Source organism: Stieleria tagensis (assembly GCF_024129865.1).
GTDB lineage: Bacteria > Planctomycetota > Planctomycetia > Pirellulales > Pirellulaceae > Stieleria > Stieleria tagensis.
In genome coordinates this window covers 41,379-61,237 of sequence record NZ_JAMYFE010000094.1, presented here as the reverse complement: position 1 = coordinate 61,237, position 19,859 = coordinate 41,379, and the positions used below count along the sequence as shown (strand labels likewise).

At 57.8% G+C, this 19,859-nt stretch carries 12 protein-coding genes and 2 tRNA genes; 7 read left to right on the top strand and 7 right to left on the bottom strand.

What is annotated here, in order from left to right; all coding sequences use genetic code 11:
• The first annotated feature begins 192 nt into the window (after positions 1 to 192).
• Together NHH03_RS21260 and NHH03_RS21255 are read left to right on the top strand one after the other, a co-directional pair.
• The gene (locus NHH03_RS21260; protein WP_253159415.1) at positions 193 to 3,585 is read left to right on the top strand and encodes a PVC-type heme-binding CxxCH protein; all 3,393 of its coding nucleotides are present in this window, start codon (positions 193 to 195) and stop codon (positions 3,583 to 3,585) included.
• A gap of 81 nt (positions 3,586 to 3,666) precedes the next feature.
• Positions 3,667 to 4,803 carry a hypothetical protein gene (locus NHH03_RS21255; RefSeq protein ID WP_253159413.1) on the top strand — a complete coding sequence of 379 codons (1,137 nt, stop codon included), beginning with the start codon at positions 3,667 to 3,669 and terminating at the stop codon, positions 4,801 to 4,803.
• Positions 4,804 to 5,023: 220 nt separating this feature from the next.
• Here NHH03_RS21255 and NHH03_RS21250 read toward each other — a convergent pair whose 3' ends face one another.
• A complete protein-coding gene (locus NHH03_RS21250) occupies positions 5,024 to 6,163 on the bottom strand; it encodes a hypothetical protein (protein ID WP_253159411.1) in 1,140 nt (379 codons plus the stop codon).
• 1,039 nt (positions 6,164 to 7,202) lie between these two features.
• The gene (locus tag NHH03_RS21245) at positions 7,203 to 8,174 is read right to left on the bottom strand and encodes a cytochrome c (RefSeq protein ID WP_253159410.1); all 972 of its coding nucleotides are present in this window, start codon (positions 8,172 to 8,174) and stop codon (positions 7,203 to 7,205) included.
• Positions 8,175 to 8,446: 272 nt separating this feature from the next.
• On the opposite strand from NHH03_RS21245, the gene NHH03_RS21240 reads away from it, so the two are divergent.
• Entirely contained in the window at positions 8,447 to 8,803 is a 357-nt protein-coding gene (locus tag NHH03_RS21240) for a hypothetical protein (RefSeq protein WP_253159408.1), read from the top strand.
• 56 nt (positions 8,804 to 8,859) lie between these two features.
• Here NHH03_RS21240 and NHH03_RS21235 read toward each other — a convergent pair whose 3' ends face one another.
• Both NHH03_RS21235 and NHH03_RS21230 read right to left on the bottom strand, forming a co-directional pair.
• Complete coding sequence (locus NHH03_RS21235) at positions 8,860 to 9,897, bottom strand: aldo/keto reductase (protein ID WP_253159406.1); 1,038 nt, start codon at positions 9,895 to 9,897, stop codon at positions 8,860 to 8,862.
• An 85-nt stretch (positions 9,898 to 9,982) separates the two neighbouring features.
• Positions 9,983 to 12,787 carry a hypothetical protein gene (locus tag NHH03_RS21230; protein WP_253159404.1) on the bottom strand — a complete coding sequence of 935 codons (2,805 nt, stop codon included), beginning with the start codon at positions 12,785 to 12,787 and terminating at the stop codon, positions 9,983 to 9,985.
• A 177-nt stretch (positions 12,788 to 12,964) separates the two neighbouring features.
• On the opposite strand from NHH03_RS21230, the gene NHH03_RS21225 reads away from it, so the two are divergent.
• Complete coding sequence (locus NHH03_RS21225; RefSeq protein ID WP_253159402.1) at positions 12,965 to 14,266, top strand: outer membrane protein assembly factor BamB family protein; 1,302 nt, start codon at positions 12,965 to 12,967, stop codon at positions 14,264 to 14,266.
• Between the two features lie 190 nt (positions 14,267 to 14,456).
• Here the strand turns inward: NHH03_RS21225 and NHH03_RS21220 are convergent, their stop codons facing one another.
• On the bottom strand, positions 14,457 to 15,263 hold the full coding sequence (locus tag NHH03_RS21220) for a TrmH family RNA methyltransferase (protein WP_253159401.1): 807 nt from the start codon (positions 15,261 to 15,263) through the stop codon (positions 14,457 to 14,459).
• A 152-nt stretch (positions 15,264 to 15,415) separates the two neighbouring features.
• On the opposite strand from NHH03_RS21220, the gene NHH03_RS21215 reads away from it, so the two are divergent.
• Both NHH03_RS21215 and NHH03_RS21210 read left to right on the top strand, forming a co-directional pair.
• Positions 15,416 to 16,576, top strand: coding sequence for an N-acetyltransferase (locus NHH03_RS21215; protein ID WP_253159399.1), 1,161 nt, complete (start codon positions 15,416 to 15,418; stop codon positions 16,574 to 16,576).
• A 109-nt stretch (positions 16,577 to 16,685) separates the two neighbouring features.
• The gene (locus NHH03_RS21210; RefSeq protein WP_261364390.1) at positions 16,686 to 18,041 is read left to right on the top strand and encodes a beta-ketoacyl synthase N-terminal-like domain-containing protein; all 1,356 of its coding nucleotides are present in this window, start codon (positions 16,686 to 16,688) and stop codon (positions 18,039 to 18,041) included.
• A 171-nt stretch (positions 18,042 to 18,212) separates the two neighbouring features.
• Here NHH03_RS21210 and NHH03_RS21205 read toward each other — a convergent pair.
• Both NHH03_RS21205 and NHH03_RS21200 read right to left on the bottom strand, forming a co-directional pair.
• Positions 18,213 to 18,285, bottom strand: a tRNA-Lys gene (locus NHH03_RS21205).
• 7 nt (positions 18,286 to 18,292) lie between these two features.
• Positions 18,293 to 18,381, bottom strand: a tRNA-Ser gene (locus NHH03_RS21200).
• 213 nt (positions 18,382 to 18,594) lie between these two features.
• Between NHH03_RS21200 and NHH03_RS21195 the strand changes: the two genes are divergently transcribed.
• Complete coding sequence (locus NHH03_RS21195) at positions 18,595 to 19,581, top strand: FAD:protein FMN transferase (protein WP_253159395.1); 987 nt, start codon at positions 18,595 to 18,597, stop codon at positions 19,579 to 19,581.
• Positions 19,582 to 19,859: the final 278 nt, after the last annotated feature.

Here is a 19,859-nt window from a genome sequence, read left to right as displayed (position 1 = left end):
GACCACCGTGATCCTGGGACAATCGAATTGAGATTCCCAGCTCGGGATTTGAGACCAGCAACTCTTCTGGGGGCTCCTCAGCTTGGAAGGCTAACCCCGTTACTGGTAGACTACGGGAGATTCCGGGCCATTGAATTCATTGGCCCCTCCCAATTGGCCCGCCTATTTCCTTTTCCAGAAGGGGTTGCCGCAATGCTGCGTCGACATTGTGTTTGGTTTTACCTGGTCCTGATTGCTCTGTTGGTAGCTGAACCTGCCGTTTTAATCGCGGCAGATCAGGCGGCAAAGAAACAGATTTTGCTGGTCGCCGGTCCGCGATCGCACGGCTATGGATCCCACGAACACTTTGCCGGCCTGCGGATTCTGGAAGACGCATTGAAACAGAGCTCATCGGCGGTGGATGTCACCGTGGTCCGCAATTGGCCATCGGACGAGCAAATTGCCAGTGCCGATTCGATCGTGATCTACTGTGACGGTGGACAGCGACACGTCGCGATGGAGCACCGCGATCAACTGCGCAAGCGACTCGCCCAGGGCTGTGGGTTGGTGTGTCTGCACTATGCCGTCGAAATGGTTCCCGGCCAGCCGGGACAGGACTGGGTGGAGCTATTGGGTGGGCATTTCGAGGTCGACTACAGCGTCAATCCACACTGGGTGGGTGACTTCAAGACCCTGCCCGATCATCCGATCACCAATGGTGTGAAGCCCTTTGCGACTAACGACGAATGGTACTTTCACCTGCGTTTTTCCGACGTTGGAAAGGTCACGCCGATCTTGTCCGCTGTCGCACCCGAAGACACCATGAAACGCCCGGATGGCCCGCACAGTGGCAACCCGGACGTCCGCAAAAGCGTCGCTGCCGGCGAGCCGCAAACCGTGGCCTGGGCCTATGAACGCCCCGACGGCGGGCGTTCGTTCGGATTCACCGGCGGACATTACCATTGGAATTGGGGGAACGATGATGTCCGGCGGTTGGTCACCAACGCGATTCTGTGGACCGCCGAGATCGACATCCCCGATCAAGGCGCCTCGCTGGGAGAAGAACCTGTCGGAATGGATCGCTTGTTGAAAGACCAAGATTACGATCAACCCAAGAAGTTCAACCCGCAAGAAACCGCCAAGCAATTCCATCTAACCGGCAGCGCCGCATCCCCGGATGCAAAACGACCCGATGCAAAACAACCTGCTGAAAAATCGGAGGCCCTGTTTGTTTCGGACACCCTGACCAGCCAAACCAAACGGCATCGTGTCGAGATCGACACGTCGATCAAAGGCGTTTCGGATTTGTATCTGATCGCGACCGATGCGGGTGATGGATTCAATTGCGACTGGGTCGATTGGGTCGACCCGACGTTGCATGGACCAAAGGGCACCCTGTCACTGGCGGATTTGGAATGGGAGTCAGCGACGACCGGTTGGGGGAAAGCACAGAAAGACAAAAATTGTGAAGGCCAAGATTGGTCGGTCGAGGGGAAAGTGATCGGCAAGCGTGCGATCGGTGTTCACGCCAACAGCGTGGTGCATTTCAAATTGCCCGCCGGTTATACGCGGCTGACTGTCACCGGAGCCTTGGACAGCGGTGGTACGCGCCAATCTGGTGGCACGGCGACCAGCGTTCGACTGGCGGTGTATTCGGGATCCGTACCCGCGGCACTCGCCAAGGCGCCCGACAATTCGAGCGAAGGGGATCAGCGCAAACCGGAAAATGCCATCGACGGGATCGAGGTCGCGGCGGGGTTGCAAGCCACGTTGTCGGCCAGCGAGCCGGTGCTGAAAAGTTTAACGAACTTGGACGTCGATTCGCGCGGACGCGTTTGGGTCTGCGACGTGATGAATTATCGCCGCAATCTAGGTTCACGTCCCCAAGGCGATCGGATCTTGATTCTAGAGGACACCACCGGCGATGGCGTGATGGACGACGTCAAAACCTTTTATCAAGGCCGGGATGTTGATTCCGCGATGGGCATCTGTGTGTTGGAGAACGAGCAAGGGTGTGATGTGATTGTCACCGCATCGCCAAACGTTTGGCGATTTAGCGATCGCGACGGGGATGATGTTCCGGATGAAAAGACGGCATTGTTCACCGGCGTCGGCAATCCCCAACACGACCATTCGGGTCACTCGTTTTTGTTTGGTCCCGATGGCAAACTGTACTGGAATTTTGGCAACACCGGCGAACAGGTCAAAGACGCCAACGGCGAAACGGTCATCGACATTCACGGTCGGGCTGTGGTCGACAACGGCGCGCCACTGCTGGGTGGAATGCCGTTTCGCTGTGACCTGGATGGTTCGAATTTCGAAGTCCTGGCGCATAACTTTCGCAACAACTGGGAAACAACGGTCGATTCGTTCGGCACGCTGTGGCAAAGCGATAACGATGACGACGGCAACCGTGGAACCCGCATCAACTTCGTCATGGAGCACGGTAACTATGGATACCTGGATGAAAAGACGGGTAGTGGTTGGCGTGATGAACGGATCAATCAGGAACAGGAGATCATGCATCGCCATTGGCACCTGAACGATCCCGGTGTGGTGCCCAACATGTTGCAAACCGGTGCCGGATCGCCTAGCGGAATTTGTTTTTACGAGGGCCGATTGTTGCCCGAGAGGTTTTGGGACCAAATCATTCACTGTGATCCCGGGCCGAACGTCGTGCGCGCCTACCCGGCGAGTCCCGATGGGGCCGGGTACAAGGCGACTATTGAACCGTTGATGACCGGATCGACCGACCCTTGGTTTCGTCCGGCCGATGTGTGCGTGGCGCCCGACGGATCACTGTTTGTGACCGACTGGTACGATCCCGGCGTGGGCGGCCACCACCAAGGCGATTCGGATCGCGGGCGACTGTTCCGATTGGCTCCTCCGGGGACCAAGTACGACGTTCCCCAATACGATTATTCCACCGCCACAGGGGCCGTCGAAGCCTTGCAGAACCCGTGTTTGTCGGTTCGCTACCGGGCCTGGCAAGCGTTGCACAAGATGGGCGCAGATGCCGAACCTGCACTGCTGGAATTGTACGCTGATTCGAACCCACGACTGCAGGCCCGGGCGCTGTGGTTGCTAGGCAAGATTCGAGATCGTGGCAAACACTATGTCGATCTGGCATTGTCGGATTCCAACGCCAACATCCGCATCACGGCGATCCGATTGGCCAAGCAACTGACCGATCAACCGTCCGGTTGGTTGGCCGCTGCGGCCGACGATGATTCCGTCGCGGTGCGACGAGAACTGGCAATCGCACTGCGATACGATGCCAGCGATGCGATGCCCGGCATGTGGGCTCGATTGGCTGCCAGCTATGACGGCAGCGACCGCTGGTTCCTGGAGGCGCTAGGGATTGGCAGTGACGTTCGCGCCGAAGAATGCTTTGACGCTTACCTGGATCAGGTTGATGGACACTGGGACACACCCGCCGGTCGCGACATTGTCTGGCGGACACGGGCACCCAAAGCCGCTGAGGCGATGGTGTCGTTGATCGCAGATCCGACGCGGCCACTGAAAGACACCGACCGCTATTTTCGCAGTCTGGAATTTCATGATGCCGACGTTCGCTCGCATGCGCTCAGGCGATTGCTGCCGTAGCGGCCGGTCGCGCTGTCCACGGACACTGTCCCGATGTTTTCGCAATTCAACTTTCCTTCCGAACCTGTTCAAATCTCTACGATGAAAGTCATTCCTGCGGTATCAATCGCCCTGGTTCCAATGTTGTGCTGTCTGTTGAACGTGCCTGCTGCGGCGCCCGCTGCCGATTCAGCGGCCCAAGCCCGCGAAGATGCGATCATCGTTCGAGCGATCGAACGCATCAACGGCTACGACTATCGATCGAATCCCGCCGTGCGTGAGGCGGTGATGCGGCAGATCGACCGCAGCCAAGGGACTCCCGAATTCATCAAATTGGTCAAGCGATTTCAGCCTGACGGGATCGAATCGCAGCTGACCCGATCGTTGCTGGGCGACGACCGGTCGGCGTCCGTGGAGTCGGCCGAATTGATGTTGGAAATGGATGCGGGACGAAAATCAATTCGGAAACTTCTGGCGTCGGACGATCAAGCGACTGCGGTGATTGAAACACTGGGTTTGTTGGGCAACGGCCGCGCCAATCATTTTTTGACGGAGGTCGCTGCGAATGCGGATCGACCGTTCGGTCAACGCCGCGCGGCTGTCGCTGGACTGGCGCGTTCCAAAACCGGCCAACAGCGATTGATTGAAATGGCGACCAAGAAAACGTTGGTCGGCGACACACAATTGATCGCCGGTGCACTGCTCGCCCGCAGTGACGATCAACAGATCCGTCAATCGGCGGCAAACGTCTTGCCTCAACCCGCCCAGCAGGACAATCAACCGATGGCGCCGATCGATGAACTGGCACAAATGAAAGGTGATGCAGCGAGCGGATTGAAATTGTTCCGTGGCACCGGGACCTGTGCGAACTGTCACATCGTCGACGATTTCGGCCGGGACGTCGGTCCCAACCTGTCCGAAATCGGTAGCAAACTTTCGCGTGAAGCGATGTTGACTGCGGTCTTGGCCCCAAGCGCCGGGATCAGCCACAACTACGAAAACTTCAGTGTGTTGACCGAGGAAGGCCAGGTGATCAGTGGTTTGAAAATCAGCGAGACCGATGACGAAGTGGTGATTCGAACGGCCGAAGCAATCAATCGCAAAATCCCCATCGACGAAATCGCGCAGATCAAGAAGAGTGAGAAATCAATCATGCCGGAGAATTTGCACCATATCACCGGCCAACAAGGCTTGATCGATGTGGTGGAATACATGGTGACGCTGAAGAAGAAACCTTAGACGCAGATGCATCGTTGGGAATGTCTTTCGAGAACCTGTCAGAAAATATTCTGCGCTAATCAGCCGCACGCTTGCGTCCGGTTCGACGGTCTATGCATTGTCTGTAGCGAGGAACCGTGAGCTAGCGCTCAACGGCTGATGAATCATCCGCGTTGAAGCAGCCCGTTTCCGATCAAACGTGCAACTTTCGGTGTAACGTTTGGGGCATGTCGCGTGTGAATCACTTAAAGAATGGGTTGGTCCGCATTCTGAGACCGGGTTCCAGATCAGCTGGAGCATGTTGCTGCAGGGCGGGAGTCTGTTGCTGGACAGGAGGTTCCAGAATCAGTCGAGCAGGCTGTGGGGCCGGGGCGGAAACCGGAGTGGTTTGCTGTTGCGAGTCGTCGCTTTCTTCCAATTCTTCCACCGCCAAAAGACCGTCAGCAGCGTCCTCGACCTGTGTTTCAGCCCGGTCGGCATCGGCTGAGACGTCTTCGGCCAGTGACTGATCGACCGCATCGTTGACTTCGATCAACTGCTTGCGGGTGATCGCATAGGCCAGCATTTGTGTGTTCTGGGGGCTGCGTTTGTAGACGTGCAAGGCACTCCAGTCCAACGCCATGATGGCGTCGCCCAGGCGGGTGCCTTTCATTTCTCGCGCGGTCGTCGCTTGCATGGAATCGTGAAAGTCCACATTGACATATTTCAGTCCCGGTTCTTTCACGCTGTAAAAAAACTCGATTCGATCGTTTCCGATGAATTCGACATGGATCAACGTGATATCGTCGTTGATCCGTTTGGGGCACTCGTCGTCAATCGCCTTAAACCAATTGCGGGCCTGATCCGGCGACGGTAGCGGATCGATTTTTGCGAGTTCGTCGTCGAGACCTTTGATGTATTCTTCCGGTGGCAACTTGACCACACTGACCGCCGCGTCGGGATGTTCGGCTGCAAACTGTCGCAGGTCATCGCTCGTGATGTCAAACGAGACCAGTTGCTTGCCATCGGGGTCTTGGCAGACATGGTGCACTGCGAGATCAAGTTCATCGATCAATTCGCGAGTGGGGCAGTCGTGCATTTCTTGAAGGACCAGGTTTTTGACCTTCCAGGCTTTGCCCAAATACACTTCGGACCGACCCGACTCGCTGACGCGGTACAGGTATTGAACGTCGCCCATCATATAGTTCACGCTCTGTAGCGTGATGTAGCTGTTGATCGGCTTGGGGCACTGGGCGTTGATGTCGGCAAACATTTGTTTTGCCTGCTGACGCTGGTCGTACTTGTCGTCGAGTGCTCGCGAGAATTCTTTGCAGCCCAGACTCGCGGCGACAGCCAATAGCAGCAGGATCTGGCAGAGAGATTGAATTGGACGAGTATTCAATGGGAATTGCATGGTCTTTCGCCGGCAAGGATTCGGGCAGTTCTGAGAGAACGCTAGGTCGCCTCTTGGCACAGCCAACTTGATTTCCCACCCCCTGCGAAAGGGATCTGCATCCGGTCTCCCTAAAATCCTCGCATCCGGATCAACCGTCCGCGTTGAACGGGTACAGCGATTGCGCGAGTCGCGGAGCCACGGGAGTCGAAAGCCTGGCGGCGTCATCCCCAGGCCTTGATTTGTGTGCCCGAGTCGCGGAGCGACGGGAGTGGAAAGCCTGGCGGCGTCAGCCCCAGGCCTTGATCGCCAACAAACATCAACAAGCCCCGGAGGGGCGGTAGAGAATGTCGTCGCTCCGCGACTGCGCGGTTTGTTGTTTGCTTAATCCAGGGGTTTCACCCCTGGCTAACGAATGTCATCGCTCCGCGATTGAGAGGCGGCTGGGAACACGCGCAGGTTCGGGCTTTGGTAGATTGTGGTGTCGCCGTGTGCCCGAGTCGCGGAGCGACGGGAGTCGATAGCCTGGTGGCGTCAGCCCCAGGCCCTGATCGCCAACGAACATCAACGAGCCCCGAAGGGGCGATAGAGAATGTCGTCGCTCCGCGACTGCGCGGTTTGTTGTTTGCTTAATCCAGGGGTTTCACCCCTGGCTAACGAATGCCATCGCTCCGCGATTCAGACGTGACTGGGAACACGCGCAGGTTCGGGCTTTGGTAGATTGTGGTGTCGCCGTGTGCCCGAGTCGCGGAGCGACGGGAGTCGATAGCCTGGTGGCGTCAGCCCCAGGCCTTGATCGCCAACGAACATCAACGAGCCCCGGAGGGGCGATAGAGAGTGTCGTCGCTGTGCGACTGCGCGATTTGTTGTCGGCAAATCCAGGGGTTTCCCCCCCTGGCTAACGAATGCCATCGCTCCGCGATTGAGAGGCGGGCGTGTGCCTGAGTCGCGGAGCGACGGGAGTGGAAAGCCTGGCGGCGTCAGCCCCAGGCCTTGATCGCAACGAACATCAACAAGCCCCGGAGGGGCGATAGGGAATGCTGTACGATTAGCGATATTGTTCGTGGCAGGCGTCGCAGGATTGGGTCAGATCACCGACGGATTTTCCGATTGCATCGTAGTCGTTTAATTCGAGTCCGCGGCGGACTCCCAGGGCGGCTTCGGTCATCGCATTGCTCAGTGCGATGTAATCGGGATCGTCTGCTTCATCCATTCCTTTTTGGACCAAGATCCTGCCGAGCACGGCCAGCAGTTCGGCGGGCCGTCGCACGTCGCCCGGTTCGGCGGTGACATCGTCGGGGCTGCCGGTGGCTTTGCGAAGTGATTCACGCAGTTGATCGGCATACTCCATCATCGGGCTGCGGTCGGCGACGCTGGTCCAATCGGTACTGTCCTCCGCCTTGCCACTGCGCAAGCCCGTCCCTGAAATCAAGTCTTGCAAGTCGTCTTTCCGCGCTCGGGCTTCGTTGAACACCTGAGTCGAACCAGAGCTACAGTTGAATGCGGTTCGCGCCAGTAAGTCGCGCGCCGACGCAGCGTCTTCCTTCCATCGCACGTCGCCACCGTATTCGCTGATGATGGCAAACAGACTGCTCATCACCATCAGATCCAATCGGGCTTCTTCATAACCACCGCTCTTGAAGGGGCCGGGTTGAGTCACGACGGTGTCATAGTGCAATTTCTTGCGTTTGATTTCATCTTCCAGCGAGGTGGCCGAGATCAGTTTGTCCCAGGGGCCTTTCCCGGAAGCGTCTGGCTCAGAGGGACCGCCACTGTCGGCGGCGCCTTGACCGCCCACCGGAGTCGACATCGTTTTGGCCCGCAGTGACTCGATCGAGGGGCGTTGGCCGCGAATCGCTTCACCGACCGAGTTGAAAAAGATGCCCTGGGTGTCGTTGGGCGAAAATTTTGGAGCTGCCGCCCGCTTGTCTTCGCCGTAGGCAGGAAAAAAAAGCAAAGAAAAAACAGCCGTGATTCCTAAGAATAGGACGGTCGCAAACGTTTGGTTTCGGGTTGGCATCACGGGGCTCGATAATTGCGAAGGGCAGGAATCTTACCACCAGTGTAGCAGCGCAAAGAAGATGCCCGCAGCGGCCGATAATTCCCATCATTGCGAGGGAACATAAACCTGGGTTGCCGCGTCCAGAATAACAACGCTAATGCCTGACCCATTGACGGCGACTCACAAAACGTGACGGATGTCGCGCCCAGAATTAGCTCGAAACTTGCCTTAGGGAGTGGGGTTGATACAGGGGTGAAGGGAATCACACACGCTTGCAGAGGAATGAATGCATGAACAATCTAAAAAATGAAGAACAGATGACTTGTAAATGTCCGCGTGGACACAAGTTGCGCGGTCCCGTGGGATTGATCGGCAAATCGGTTCGCTGCCCGCGGTGCAGTGAAAAATTTGTCTTTGGTTACTATGTCCGTGAAGACGTGACCGATACCGCCGTGGTCCGCATCCTTGGTGACGCACCGGCACCACCACCGATGCCAAACAGCGAACACTCGACGCGACCCTGTGGCCGCTGTGGGCTGGGAATCTCGATGAAATCCAGTGTCTGTGAACACTGCAATTGCTATGTCGGCCACCTGCCCGATTACTTCGCCAAATTGGGCGGTCACGATAGTTTGAGCGCCAACTAGACGGCGTCGCTGGGCCCGCCAGGGTGTCAGTCAGCCCGCAACCTGGCGGTACCATATTACAGGCGACGCAAGCCGTCTTCTGTCATTGGGGTTGGGATCTCGGCGTCGATTTGGTCGATGCAATCCAAAGTTTCTTGGCTCAAGATCAACTCTCTTGCCTCGAGTGATTCACCCAGTTGTTCGACGCTCGTGGCGCCGATGATTGTGGAGGCGACGAAGTCATGTTGTCGGCTCCACGCAACGGCCAGCGCCGTAACCGTCGTGCCGATACTGTCGGCAATTTCTGTCAGACGCCGCGTGGTTTCCAAGGTGCGGTCATTGACGAACCGCATGGCCATTCGTTTTTGTCGTTCACCGTCGCCGGTTAGATAGCCGGTGAACCGAGCACCGGGCGGCGGTCCCTGTTGGTACTTGCCGGTCAACACGCCGCCACCGAGTGGCGAATAGGGCAACAGGGAAATCTGTTCGCGTCGACAGACTTGTGCCAGTTCACTTTCACAGCGGCGATTGATCAAGCTAAAATTGTTTTGCACGGTTTCGTAGCGATCCAAATCGTACAGGTCCGCACTCCAACTGGCCTTCATCATTCCCCAACACGTTTCATTGCTCGCTCCGATCACACGCACCTTGCCTTCATCGCGAAGTTCGGTCAGCACCCCCAGAACCTCTTCATAGGGCATGCCGTGGTCCGGCCAGTGGGTTTGGTACAGATCGATGTAATCGGTGTCCAATCGACGCAGCGAGTCTTCACATGCGCGGACGATTTGAATGCGATCCAATGCCGTTTTGCCGTGACGCACCGGTGGCGTGAACCAACCGTGCCCCGGCCCAGTGACTTTGGTGGCAACGATGACGCTCTCACGCGGCTTCGTTTTCAACCAACGCCCGACGATTTCCTCGGTCTTTCCAAAACGCTCGGCCGACGGCGGCACCGGATAGACCTCCGCGGCGTCAAAGAAATCGATACCGGCGTCAAACGCGGTGTCACAGATCTGATGGCTGAGTGATTCATCACATTGCAGGCCAAACGTCATTGTGCCCATGCAAATGTCGCTGACGACAATTCCGCTGCGTCCGAGTCTACGTTGCTGCATCGAACCGTTCATGATCAAAAGAGTTGGAAGTGGTTTACAACGGCCACTTTTAACAAACACTGACCGAGCGCCCAACCGGACGCGATCACTGTTGGTCCAAGACTTTCTTGTACTTGGCAATTTGCTCGTGCAGATGCCATTGATCGGGTTCGTCCAACAGGCACGCCGTTTCCACCTGCAGCGCCTGGTCGGTCCGCCCCAGCAGGTGCAGGACTTCGGCCAGTGTATCCCGGTAGACGACGCTGTCGGGTTCCAACAGCACGGCACGTTCGGACCACTCCAGTGCTTCCTCGAGATGTTGGTTGTTCATCGCCGCGGTCCAGGCCAAATTGTTCAGCATCGTCGCGTCGCCGCCGAATTGTTGAAGGTGTTTCGCGCCCCGGTCGAATAACCGCTGCAACGCCGCATCGGCGACATCCGTCATCCCGGCGGTTTTTAGTTCCGGCAGCATCCGTTCGGCGAAATCGATGTTCAACGGATCATAGGCTTCGATCTCCGCGATGGCTTGGCTGGCCAATGCAGCATCGTTCGCTGTGATGGCGTGTTGCAATTTCGTTTTCCGAACGCTTAGCGGGACCGAGACAAACGCCGAGTCATGGTAGCGGGTGTTTTTGAGAATGCCCAAGGCCGCTAGATCACTCCATTTCAGCGTGTCGTGTGGGTCAATCCCCAGGTCCGTCAATGTTTGCGGTTGGGTTTCTTGGATCTTGTCCAAGACACCGACATAGGCGATTGCGACGGAGAAAAAGTCGGGCGATTCTTCGCCACCAAAGCTGGCCAACACGATCAGCTCACGCAGCGTTTCGACGGCCAGCGGATATTGTTGAACCTGTCGCAGGTAGTCTGCCAAATCTTTGCGGAAGCCGAGCGAAGGCGAACACAACATCAGACGGATCCGTCGCTGCAGTTGTGCGGCTTGTTCGTGATGGCGGGCACGTTTGGCCAAGATCCATTGACCGACAATCGATTTGGCATAATCTAAACCGTGACCGACCGTGATCACAGCTTCGGTCGCAGTGAACGCCGATGATTGGATGGCGATTTGATCCCAAAGTGCCCTGGCGGTCAGTCCGTCGCCCTGGTCGGATTCCAATTCCGCCATCCGGATCATCGCTTCGAGATCACCGGTGCTGGAGAGCAACTGGATGCCTTGCCGGGCAAGTTCGACTTGTCCATGCAACAGGAACATGTCGATGATTTTTAGGTCCAACGCGACCCGTTCGACTTGAACCACACGTCCGCCGGAACGCTCGACTTGACGATGGTGGGCCAGCAAATCATAGAGCTTTTGAAAGTCTGTTTCGCTGTCAAACTGTTCTGGCGTCAGCCCGCGAAATAGATCGCAGGTGGCTCGGAATTGATGCTGGAAATCACTCCGCCGCTCAATCGCCTTCATCGATTCCAGCACGGTTTGAAACGCTTCGTACTCGGTGTCCAGCGCCCAGGCGACGATGCTGCGGGTGCGTGCGCCGGCAGCGTTCTCGTCAGTTGAAACCGCCAGTTTGACCATCCAGTCCAAGCGATGCACCAAGTCCAATTCGTTCAATGACTTGTCGCGCAGCGAGATACCGTTGGGGCTGATGATGATTTCCCGCGGCGTCAGTCGGCGGTAAATCCGCCAGGCGTTGTCGATGTCACCGGTGCGGACCAGCACCCGCGCCAAAGAAAACAAACGATCGATTTCCGGCGCCATCTCACCCGATGCCAATGCGGCTTGACTGCGATAGGCATCATCGATCCAGACGTCCAAATCCGAATCAATGGAGTCGATCGGATAGCCGCACAACTCGATTGCTTGGGGGAAACGTGATGCCGAACAGGCGATCCTGGCCGCCAGTGCTTTGTCGCTCTGTGCCAGCACGTCGATCGCAGCGTCGACGTTGCTGTGCAATGAGAGCGAGCGCCAGCGTAGATCGCGCAGCGTTTCAGGTTCGTCTGGATCGGGTTGCCGAAGTTGTTCGGTGGCCAACTCAACGCGAGCGTTGTCCTGCGAACGAATCGCTGCAGCCAATCCCCAGGCATACTGTTCGACACGCTCCTCTGCCTCGGTGGCAGACTGTGCTGCGGCAAACGCGTCGTCGGCGATGGCTTGCCAGTGACCGGACAGCATTTGGGAGATCCGCAGTAACACGGGGTCGCCGGATTGACGTGCCAACTCGATCGATTGGTCGGTTTGACCACGCAGCATTGCGAACTGAGCCAGGCAAATTTTGCGTTCCGCTTCGCTCCACGTAGACGCGGCCGAGGGCAGCCGATTCATGTCGTCGATTGTGAGCCCCAGGTGGATCATCAAATTCCGCGCAGCCGTCGCCAGGTTTCGGTCGATGGCGACGGCATTGATCAGACGCAGCAATTCCGCTTCGCTTCCGTCGTGAAAGGCTTTGTCGGCATAGATCGGAAACCGTTCGGTCAGGTAGCGCGCGACACGCGATTTGATTTGATCAAATTCGATGGTGCCAGCGGATTCTTCGACGGCCACGACGACGGCGGCAAAGGCGCCTTGCTCCAGAGCAGTCGCGAGAGAGTGGGGTTCGCTGGCGTGCAACAACATTCCCGGCGGCGTGTCGCTGATCCCTGGCAACGCACCGCTGCGCCATTGGTTCAAGATCCATTCGGCGCGTTCAGCGACCTCCGGATCGTCGGCGCGGGCGGCGTCTTGCACGGCTTGGCGTGAACGGGTCCGTCCACGCCACATTTCCAGCATCGCTTGTTGGCGACTGGCAAAATTTCCATCGGCCAGCCGTTCGGCTTGATCGATCGCGGGGCTGCCGTCGTCAGCGGTCGATGTTTGGGCCGCCGCGTTTTGCAGGGCCCAGGGCGCGGCGAATTGGCAGAACACTGCCAACAGCAATAGCGAGCGGCCTCGCCCGGCGAACGGTTGCAGTCTCACCTGCAAACGATTTAAGGATACGAATAACGGCGACACGGTCGATTTCCGCAGGAATGTGGTATTATTTGGTGCTCTCCATCATAACAGATGCACACTTTGTCACTTCGGTGCCCGACGCAGTCTTTCCTGCCGGACACCCCGCCCACCACTCCACTGCTGCCGTCTAGGAAACCCGCTATGCGAAACCATCTTACTGCGTTGGTTCTGCCCGCAATTCTGACCCTTTCGATCGGGGCATCTGCTGTACTCTCCGCAGATGATTCGACCACTTGGCCCCAATGGCGTGGTGCACAGCAAGACGGCGTGGCACCGGGAGCGACGTATCCGCAGCAATGGTCTGAAAATTCCGCGATCGGTTGGAAATTGGCGTTACCGGGCCGGGGAGGCAGCACGCCCGTGGTTGCCGATGGAAAGGCATTTCTGACCGCTGGGGTCGATGATCAAAACACGTTGATTGCTATCGATATCAACAGCGGCAAACAGTTGTGGGCGACCGCGCTGGGGGCCGATCGCGGCAACAAGCATAAAAAAGGCAGCGGCAGCAATCCGTCGGCTGTGACCGATGGCGAGTCGGTGTTCGCCTATTTCCGCAGCGGGGATCTGGCATGCGTGGATTTTCAAGGCGGTGTCCGCTGGAAAATTAATTTGCAGGAGGAATATGGCGAAGACACTTTGTGGTGGGACCTGGGGTCCTCGCCGACCGTGATCGGTGATTTAGTGGTGGTCGCAGTCATGCAATCGGGGCCGAGTTACCTGGTGGCGCTCGATCGCAAATCCGGCCAACCGGTCTGGAAAACCGACCGAATGTTGGGGGCTCCCGAAGAAGCCGCGCAAAGCTATGCGACTCCGATCGCGATTCCATCCACCGGGCAGATCGCGGTGATGGGTGCCGATCACCTGACGATCCACTCGGCGAGTGATGGACGTGAATTAGGACGTGTGGGTGGATTCAATCCCAACCAAGAAAAATTCTTTCGCTCGATCGCTTCGCCTGTTGTCCAAGGCGACTTGATCGTCTGTCCCTATTCGCGTGGTGCAGATGTGACCACTTGCCGGATCAGCGATGTCGTCAAAGGTCTTGGTCGCGACAGCATCGCTTGGTACCGCGACGATTTAGGAAGTGATGTGCCGACTCCCGCGGTGCAGGACGGGCGTGTCTATTTCACCGGTGACGGCAAACAGTCTCGCGGGACGATCTCTGCGGTGGCGCTCGAGACGGGGAAGACGATCTGGGAAGTTCAATTGCCTAAATCTCGAGTCGGATTCAGCAGTTCGCCACTGGTCGCGGGCAACCACTTGTACGTGACCGCCGAAGACGCGACGACCTATGTGATTGGACCATTGAACGCCGAGCAGCCGGAATTGGTACAGACCAACGAATTGGCCGACAACGATCAATACACCGTCGCCAGCCCTGTGCCAGTGGGCCAAACGCTGCTCCTACGCACCCGGCACAACCTGTACCAAATCGCCCAGTAGGCCAGCTGCAACCTGGCGGTCTGATTCCGGCCGCTGGCAACCAGCGTTTGACGTGGCGCTTTTGCGTGGGGCATTGGTTTCTGGCAACCCGATGCGCCAGCGAGGGATCCCGCCAGCGCCCAAAATCCCTCGCTCACACGTCGGGTTGTGATGAAAAGCGTAACTCTAAAGTTCACAGCCAAGCGTGGACTTACGCCGTTCGTTGCCTCGCTGCTTCATACAGCAGCACGGCGGCCGACACCGATGCGTTCAAGCTGTCGGCTCGGCCGGACATTGGGATGTGGATGCCATCGACCTGGACTTGGTCGTCAGATTGCCAGTTGTCACCTAGCCCGTCCGCTTCGCTGCCGATGACGATCGCCACACTGCCGGTGAGATCGCTGTCCCACATCGGACGTGACGATTCGACACGGGCCGCTAGTACACGGTACCCCTGCTGCGACAACCAATGTTTCGCTTGCGCTTGGTCGGCGACCGCACTGGGGACGCTAAACACGGTGCCCAGGCTGCTGCGGATGGTGTTCGGGTTGAATCGATCGCAGTGCTGGGGTGTCAGGATGACCGCGCTGGCGCCGGCGGCATCGGCGCTACGAAACGCTGCGCCCACGTTCCCAGGTTTCTCCAAATGATCGAGCACCAGCACCAGTCCGCCGGCGGGCAGCGTGAGTTGTTCCAGTCCAGAGTCCGGGGCGGCGAATTCAGCAACCACGCCGCGCGAGGATTGGCCATAGGCGATCTTTTGCAGCACCGATTCAGCGACCGGGCACAATTGATCGGCAGCGGCGCGGCAGACCCACCGCTGAGCTTCTGTTTGGGGGGCGAAACCGTCGGCCAAGTAAACTCCGATCGGCCGCAGTCCCGATTCGATGGCCCGCTGTGTTTCCCGCCAACCGTCCACCAGCAGGCGTCCCGCCTTGCGCCGAGCGCGGTTGTCACGCAGCTTGACCAGGTGTTTGACGGTTGGATTGCTGGTACTGGTTAAAACGATGCGAGACACGGGGCGAAACGTAGCGGTTCCGAGGGGATGGGGGGATCGGTCCGGGTGTGCCGGATCAATTGAGCCGGATAGTATCACGGATTTGCCCGGGCCGCATCGATGCGTGATGTAGTCTTTTGGGGCTGGTACCACAATTTCTTGGCGGGTGGAAAATGAAGAGTGCGAACACGACCGATCAACATCCTGCGGGATCATTGAAGTGTTCACCCGTCAGTGGCTGGTTTGATCGCCGGGCGTTTCTGCAATTGGAGCGTGATCTGTACGCCGATGATCCCAATTGGGTGACGCCTCTGTGGGGCGAACGCAAACAGCTGTGTGGATTTGGATCACACCCCTTCTACAACGACGCCGACAGCCAAGCATTTTTGGTTCGCCGCAAGGGGCGTGTGGTGGGCCGCATCGTGGCCATCATCAACCATGCACACAATCGCTACCACAATGAAAAACGTGGCTTCTTTGGGTTCTTTGAGTGCATCAATGACGTGGCCGCCAGTCGTTGTCTATTTGACACCGCAGCGGATTGGCTGCGTCAGCGAGGCATGACCGATCTGCGCGGGCCGGTGAACCCCAGTCTGAATTATGAGTGTGGATTGTTGGTCGATGGATTTGATTCACCGCCAACATTTCTGATCACGTACAACCACGCCTATTATGCAGACTTGATCGAGGCCTGTGAGTTCAAGCAATGCCAGGACATGTTCTGTTACGACGCCAGCATGGATGACTTGGACACGCTGGATCCGAAGCTGCAATTTGTGATCGAGGAAGCCACGAAACGATTCAATGTTAAATGTCGACCGATCGATCGATCACGGTTCGATCAAGACGTTCAAGTGTTTTTGAAAATCTACAACCAGTCGTTGCAGCGGACCTGGGGGTATGTCCCGATGAGCAACGAGGAATTGGTCCACCAGGCCAAACAATTGAAGTTGTTGATTGTTCCCGAATTGACCAGCGTGGCTGAAATCGATGGCCAGCCGGTTGGTGCCGGATTCGGATTGCTCGATTACAACCAGTTACTGAAAACCATGAATGGGCGTCTGTTTCCGCTGGGCTGGTGGAAGTTGATGACCGGCAAGAAAAAAATTGACCGGCTGCGGTTGGTCAGTACGAATGTGTTGCCGGAGTACCAGAAATGGGGGCTGGGGCTAGTGACGCTTTCCCGGATCCTGCCCGACGCCATCAAGTTTGGAATTCAGACCGGGGAGTTTTCCTGGGTGTTGGAGAGTAATTCGCTCTCACGCGGAACGATCGAACGCGGTGGCGCGAAAAAAATGAAGACTCAACGTCTCTACGATCGATCTTTGGCCTGATGCCCCGCTTTGGACGGCGGCCCGCCTAGGCATCGCGCTCTCGACAAATCATACTTGCCCGCAATGGTTCCAGCACGTCTTACAACTCACAGTCCCAATCTCGACTGAAATGCCACGCGAAAACGCCGTGATAACCGGAGTCGGGATAGTGAGCGCCGTTGGGATCGGGCAAGCGGAATTTTTTGACGCCTTGCTGGACCAACGCAGCGGGATCCGTTCATTGGCCGAGCGGACCGATGGTGATGCGGTCCCCGCCGACGGCGAAGCGATCGACGGCGTTTGGATCGGCGCACCAGTCGTCGATTTTGAACCCAAACAACATGTGCGTCCGCGAAAAGCGTTGAAAGTCATGTGTCGGGAAATCCAACTGGGATTTGCCTCGGCTTATTTGGCAGTCGATCACGCCGGCCTGTCAGATTCGATTCCCGCCACCGACCAAGGGGCTATTTCGCCGCAGCGGATGGGCGCGGTTTATGGCAGCGAAATCTTTTTCAATCCGCCCGATGAACTCGCCGCATCAATCCGTCGCTGTATCGACGACCACGGTGTCGTCCAGCCCGGACGGTTTGGCGATGCGGCGCGAAAGGAAGTCATGCCGCTGTGGATGTTGAAGTACCTGCCCAACATGCCGGCCTGCCAGGTGGGGATTTCAATCAACGCGCAAGGCCCCAACAATTCATTGGTCCTGGGTGATGTGTCGGGCGCCGCAGCGCTGCACGAAGCAAAGTCGTATTTGGAACGCGGTTTGGCCGACGTGATGCTGGCCGGCGCCACCGGCACGCGGATCGCGGCGACGCGGTTGGCCTATCGAGGCGATTTGGCGGTACCGGCACGTGATGGCCGGTCGCTCGAAGACGTCTCGCGGCCGCATGATCCCCAAGCAACCGGTGTGGTTGGGGGCGAGGGAGCGGTGTCGCTGGTGCTCGAAACCGCGGCGCACGCCAAACAGCGAGGTGCCCGTCCGTTGGCGGGCCTGTTGGCATCGGCGTCACGGTTCAGCGCGTCGCCGGCCATGCGAGCGGACCAGCGTTCTGCAGAACCTGATTCGCCGCATTCACGCGGATCTGCCGCAGCGATTGCGCTGGCCATTCAAGCCGTGTTGGCAGAAGCGGAATTACAGGCGGGTCAAATCGGGTTGGTGATCAGTCATGCGATGGGCGATCGGCAAATTGATGCGGCGGAAGCTGATGCCGTCGCCGATTGCGGCATCGACTGTCCCGCCGTCGCGGTCACATCGTTGCTGGGCCATGCCGGCGCCGCATCGGGGATGATCGGTCTGGCCACCGGAGTGTTGGCGATCGTGAACGAAACGATTCCGCCGACGCGGCACGATGTGGTGAACCCCAAAGTCAAATTCAACGCGACCGCTCAGCGATTGACTTCACCCTACGTGCTGTGTCTGTCCCACACCGCCGAAGGCTCGGCCATGGCCGTGCTACTGGGATCCTGCTCGGAAGACCTGTAGCGGCTCGCTGTGAACCCGGTGGCCGGCTGATTCAATACTGCCGCCAGGGGTTGAAGTCTCGTTCTGGGGTCAGCCGTTGGGTTGCGATCGAAAATCGCAGTGCTTTTGACACGAGATTGTGTGCGGTCCCTGTGGGGCCCCGACCGTTCGCAGTCGGAAAAAGAAAAGAAGTGAGAGTGCTGGGACTCGAACCCAGGACCATTCGATTAAAAGTCGAAGGCTCTACCAACTGAGCTACACTCTCCTTCAAGCGGAGCGGACAGGATTCGAACCTGCGGAACGGTTTGACCCGTTCACCGATTTAGCAAACCGGCGCTTTCGACCACTCAGCCACCGCTCCTCTACCCACCGCTTTTCGGTGACTCGGTGGGTCATTCTTGAGGCGGGATTGTGCGGCATAGAACAATTCTTGACAACCCATCGTTTTGATTCTGTCGGTGGGAAATAATAGAGCGGCTTTCGACCGGGTTGGTTCGCACGCATTGTGCCATTGTTGACGCGGTTTTTACTGGGTTTTTGTACTCCAACTCGCTCGCCTGACGGGGCTCTTTTGATGCTGACCACGATCACCCATCGCGCGATGGCGGCAGAGTTTGCCGTGATTTTGGCGGAATCTGACGCGCATCTGGTCGAACCGGCACTGGAAGCACTGGAATTTCTGGACCAGATCGAAGCTCGATTGACCATTTATCAGGACCAGAGTGAGATCGCGAGGCTCAATGCATCGGCCTCGCGACATCCTGTCGCAGTCTCGGCGGAGACCTATGCGCTATTGCAACGTTCCAATGCGTGGAGCGACCGCACCGCTGGGGCATTTGACATCACAGCGGGGCCCCTGGTTCGTGCCTGGGGATTCACGCAGCGGAGGGGGCGAAAGCCGACGGGCCAAGAAATTGACGCCGCACTGGCTCGCGTCGGCTATCAACATCTGCAATTTGATGACGTCAAACGCAGCGTCAAATTTGCCGTGCCGGAGATGGAAATCAACTTGGGGGCGATCGGCAAAGGGTTCGCACTGGACCAGTTGACGGCAACGTTGCAGGAACGGGGCTTGGCAAATTTCTTGATCCACGGCGGCGGTAGCAGTGTGATTGCCCGCGGTGACCAAGTCGGCGGCAGCGGCCAGGGTTGGGCGGTCGGTATCTCACATCCCACCAAACCGAAACTTCGCTTGGCCGGGATTCGACTCCGCGATCAAGCCCTGTCGACCAGTGGATCGGGAAAACAATTTTTCCATCACCGTGGGCGTCGGTTTGGGCACGTCATCGATCCGCGAACGGGTTATCCGGCGGGCGACCTGTTGTCGCTGACGGTGGTGGCGGAAAATGCGACTGATGCGGAGGCGTGTAGCACGGCCTACTTTGTCGCCGGCAGCGAGGCGATCGCCGAAGCGGTTGAGTCTGATCTCGCGTTGCCAGCAATGGTCGGCATAGCCGCAGAGCAGCGGCAAGACAGCGTGCAAGTGCTGCCGTTTGCCAAGTTCGATTGGATCGATCCCCCAGCGGGGACAGACCCCGATGATCCCCTCCCACGCGCTTGAGGTCTGTCCCCGGTCGGTCTCGCGACGCCGACCTGACTCGATTTGTCGGCAGAAGTGGTTGATAGGTTGGCAGAAAAATAGAGGGCAGAAAAATCCCGGTTTCGTCACGCCGCATTGATCCGATCCAATTTCAACCGGCATTCGATCGCCGCATGATGAGAGACCAACTCCCCGATCTTTCTGCCCCCTATTTTTCTGTCAGAAATCCCGCCGAGTCCAACGCCAAACCCCACGCGTGTGAGGTCTGTCCCCGGATAATCTCCGTGTGAGGTCTGTCC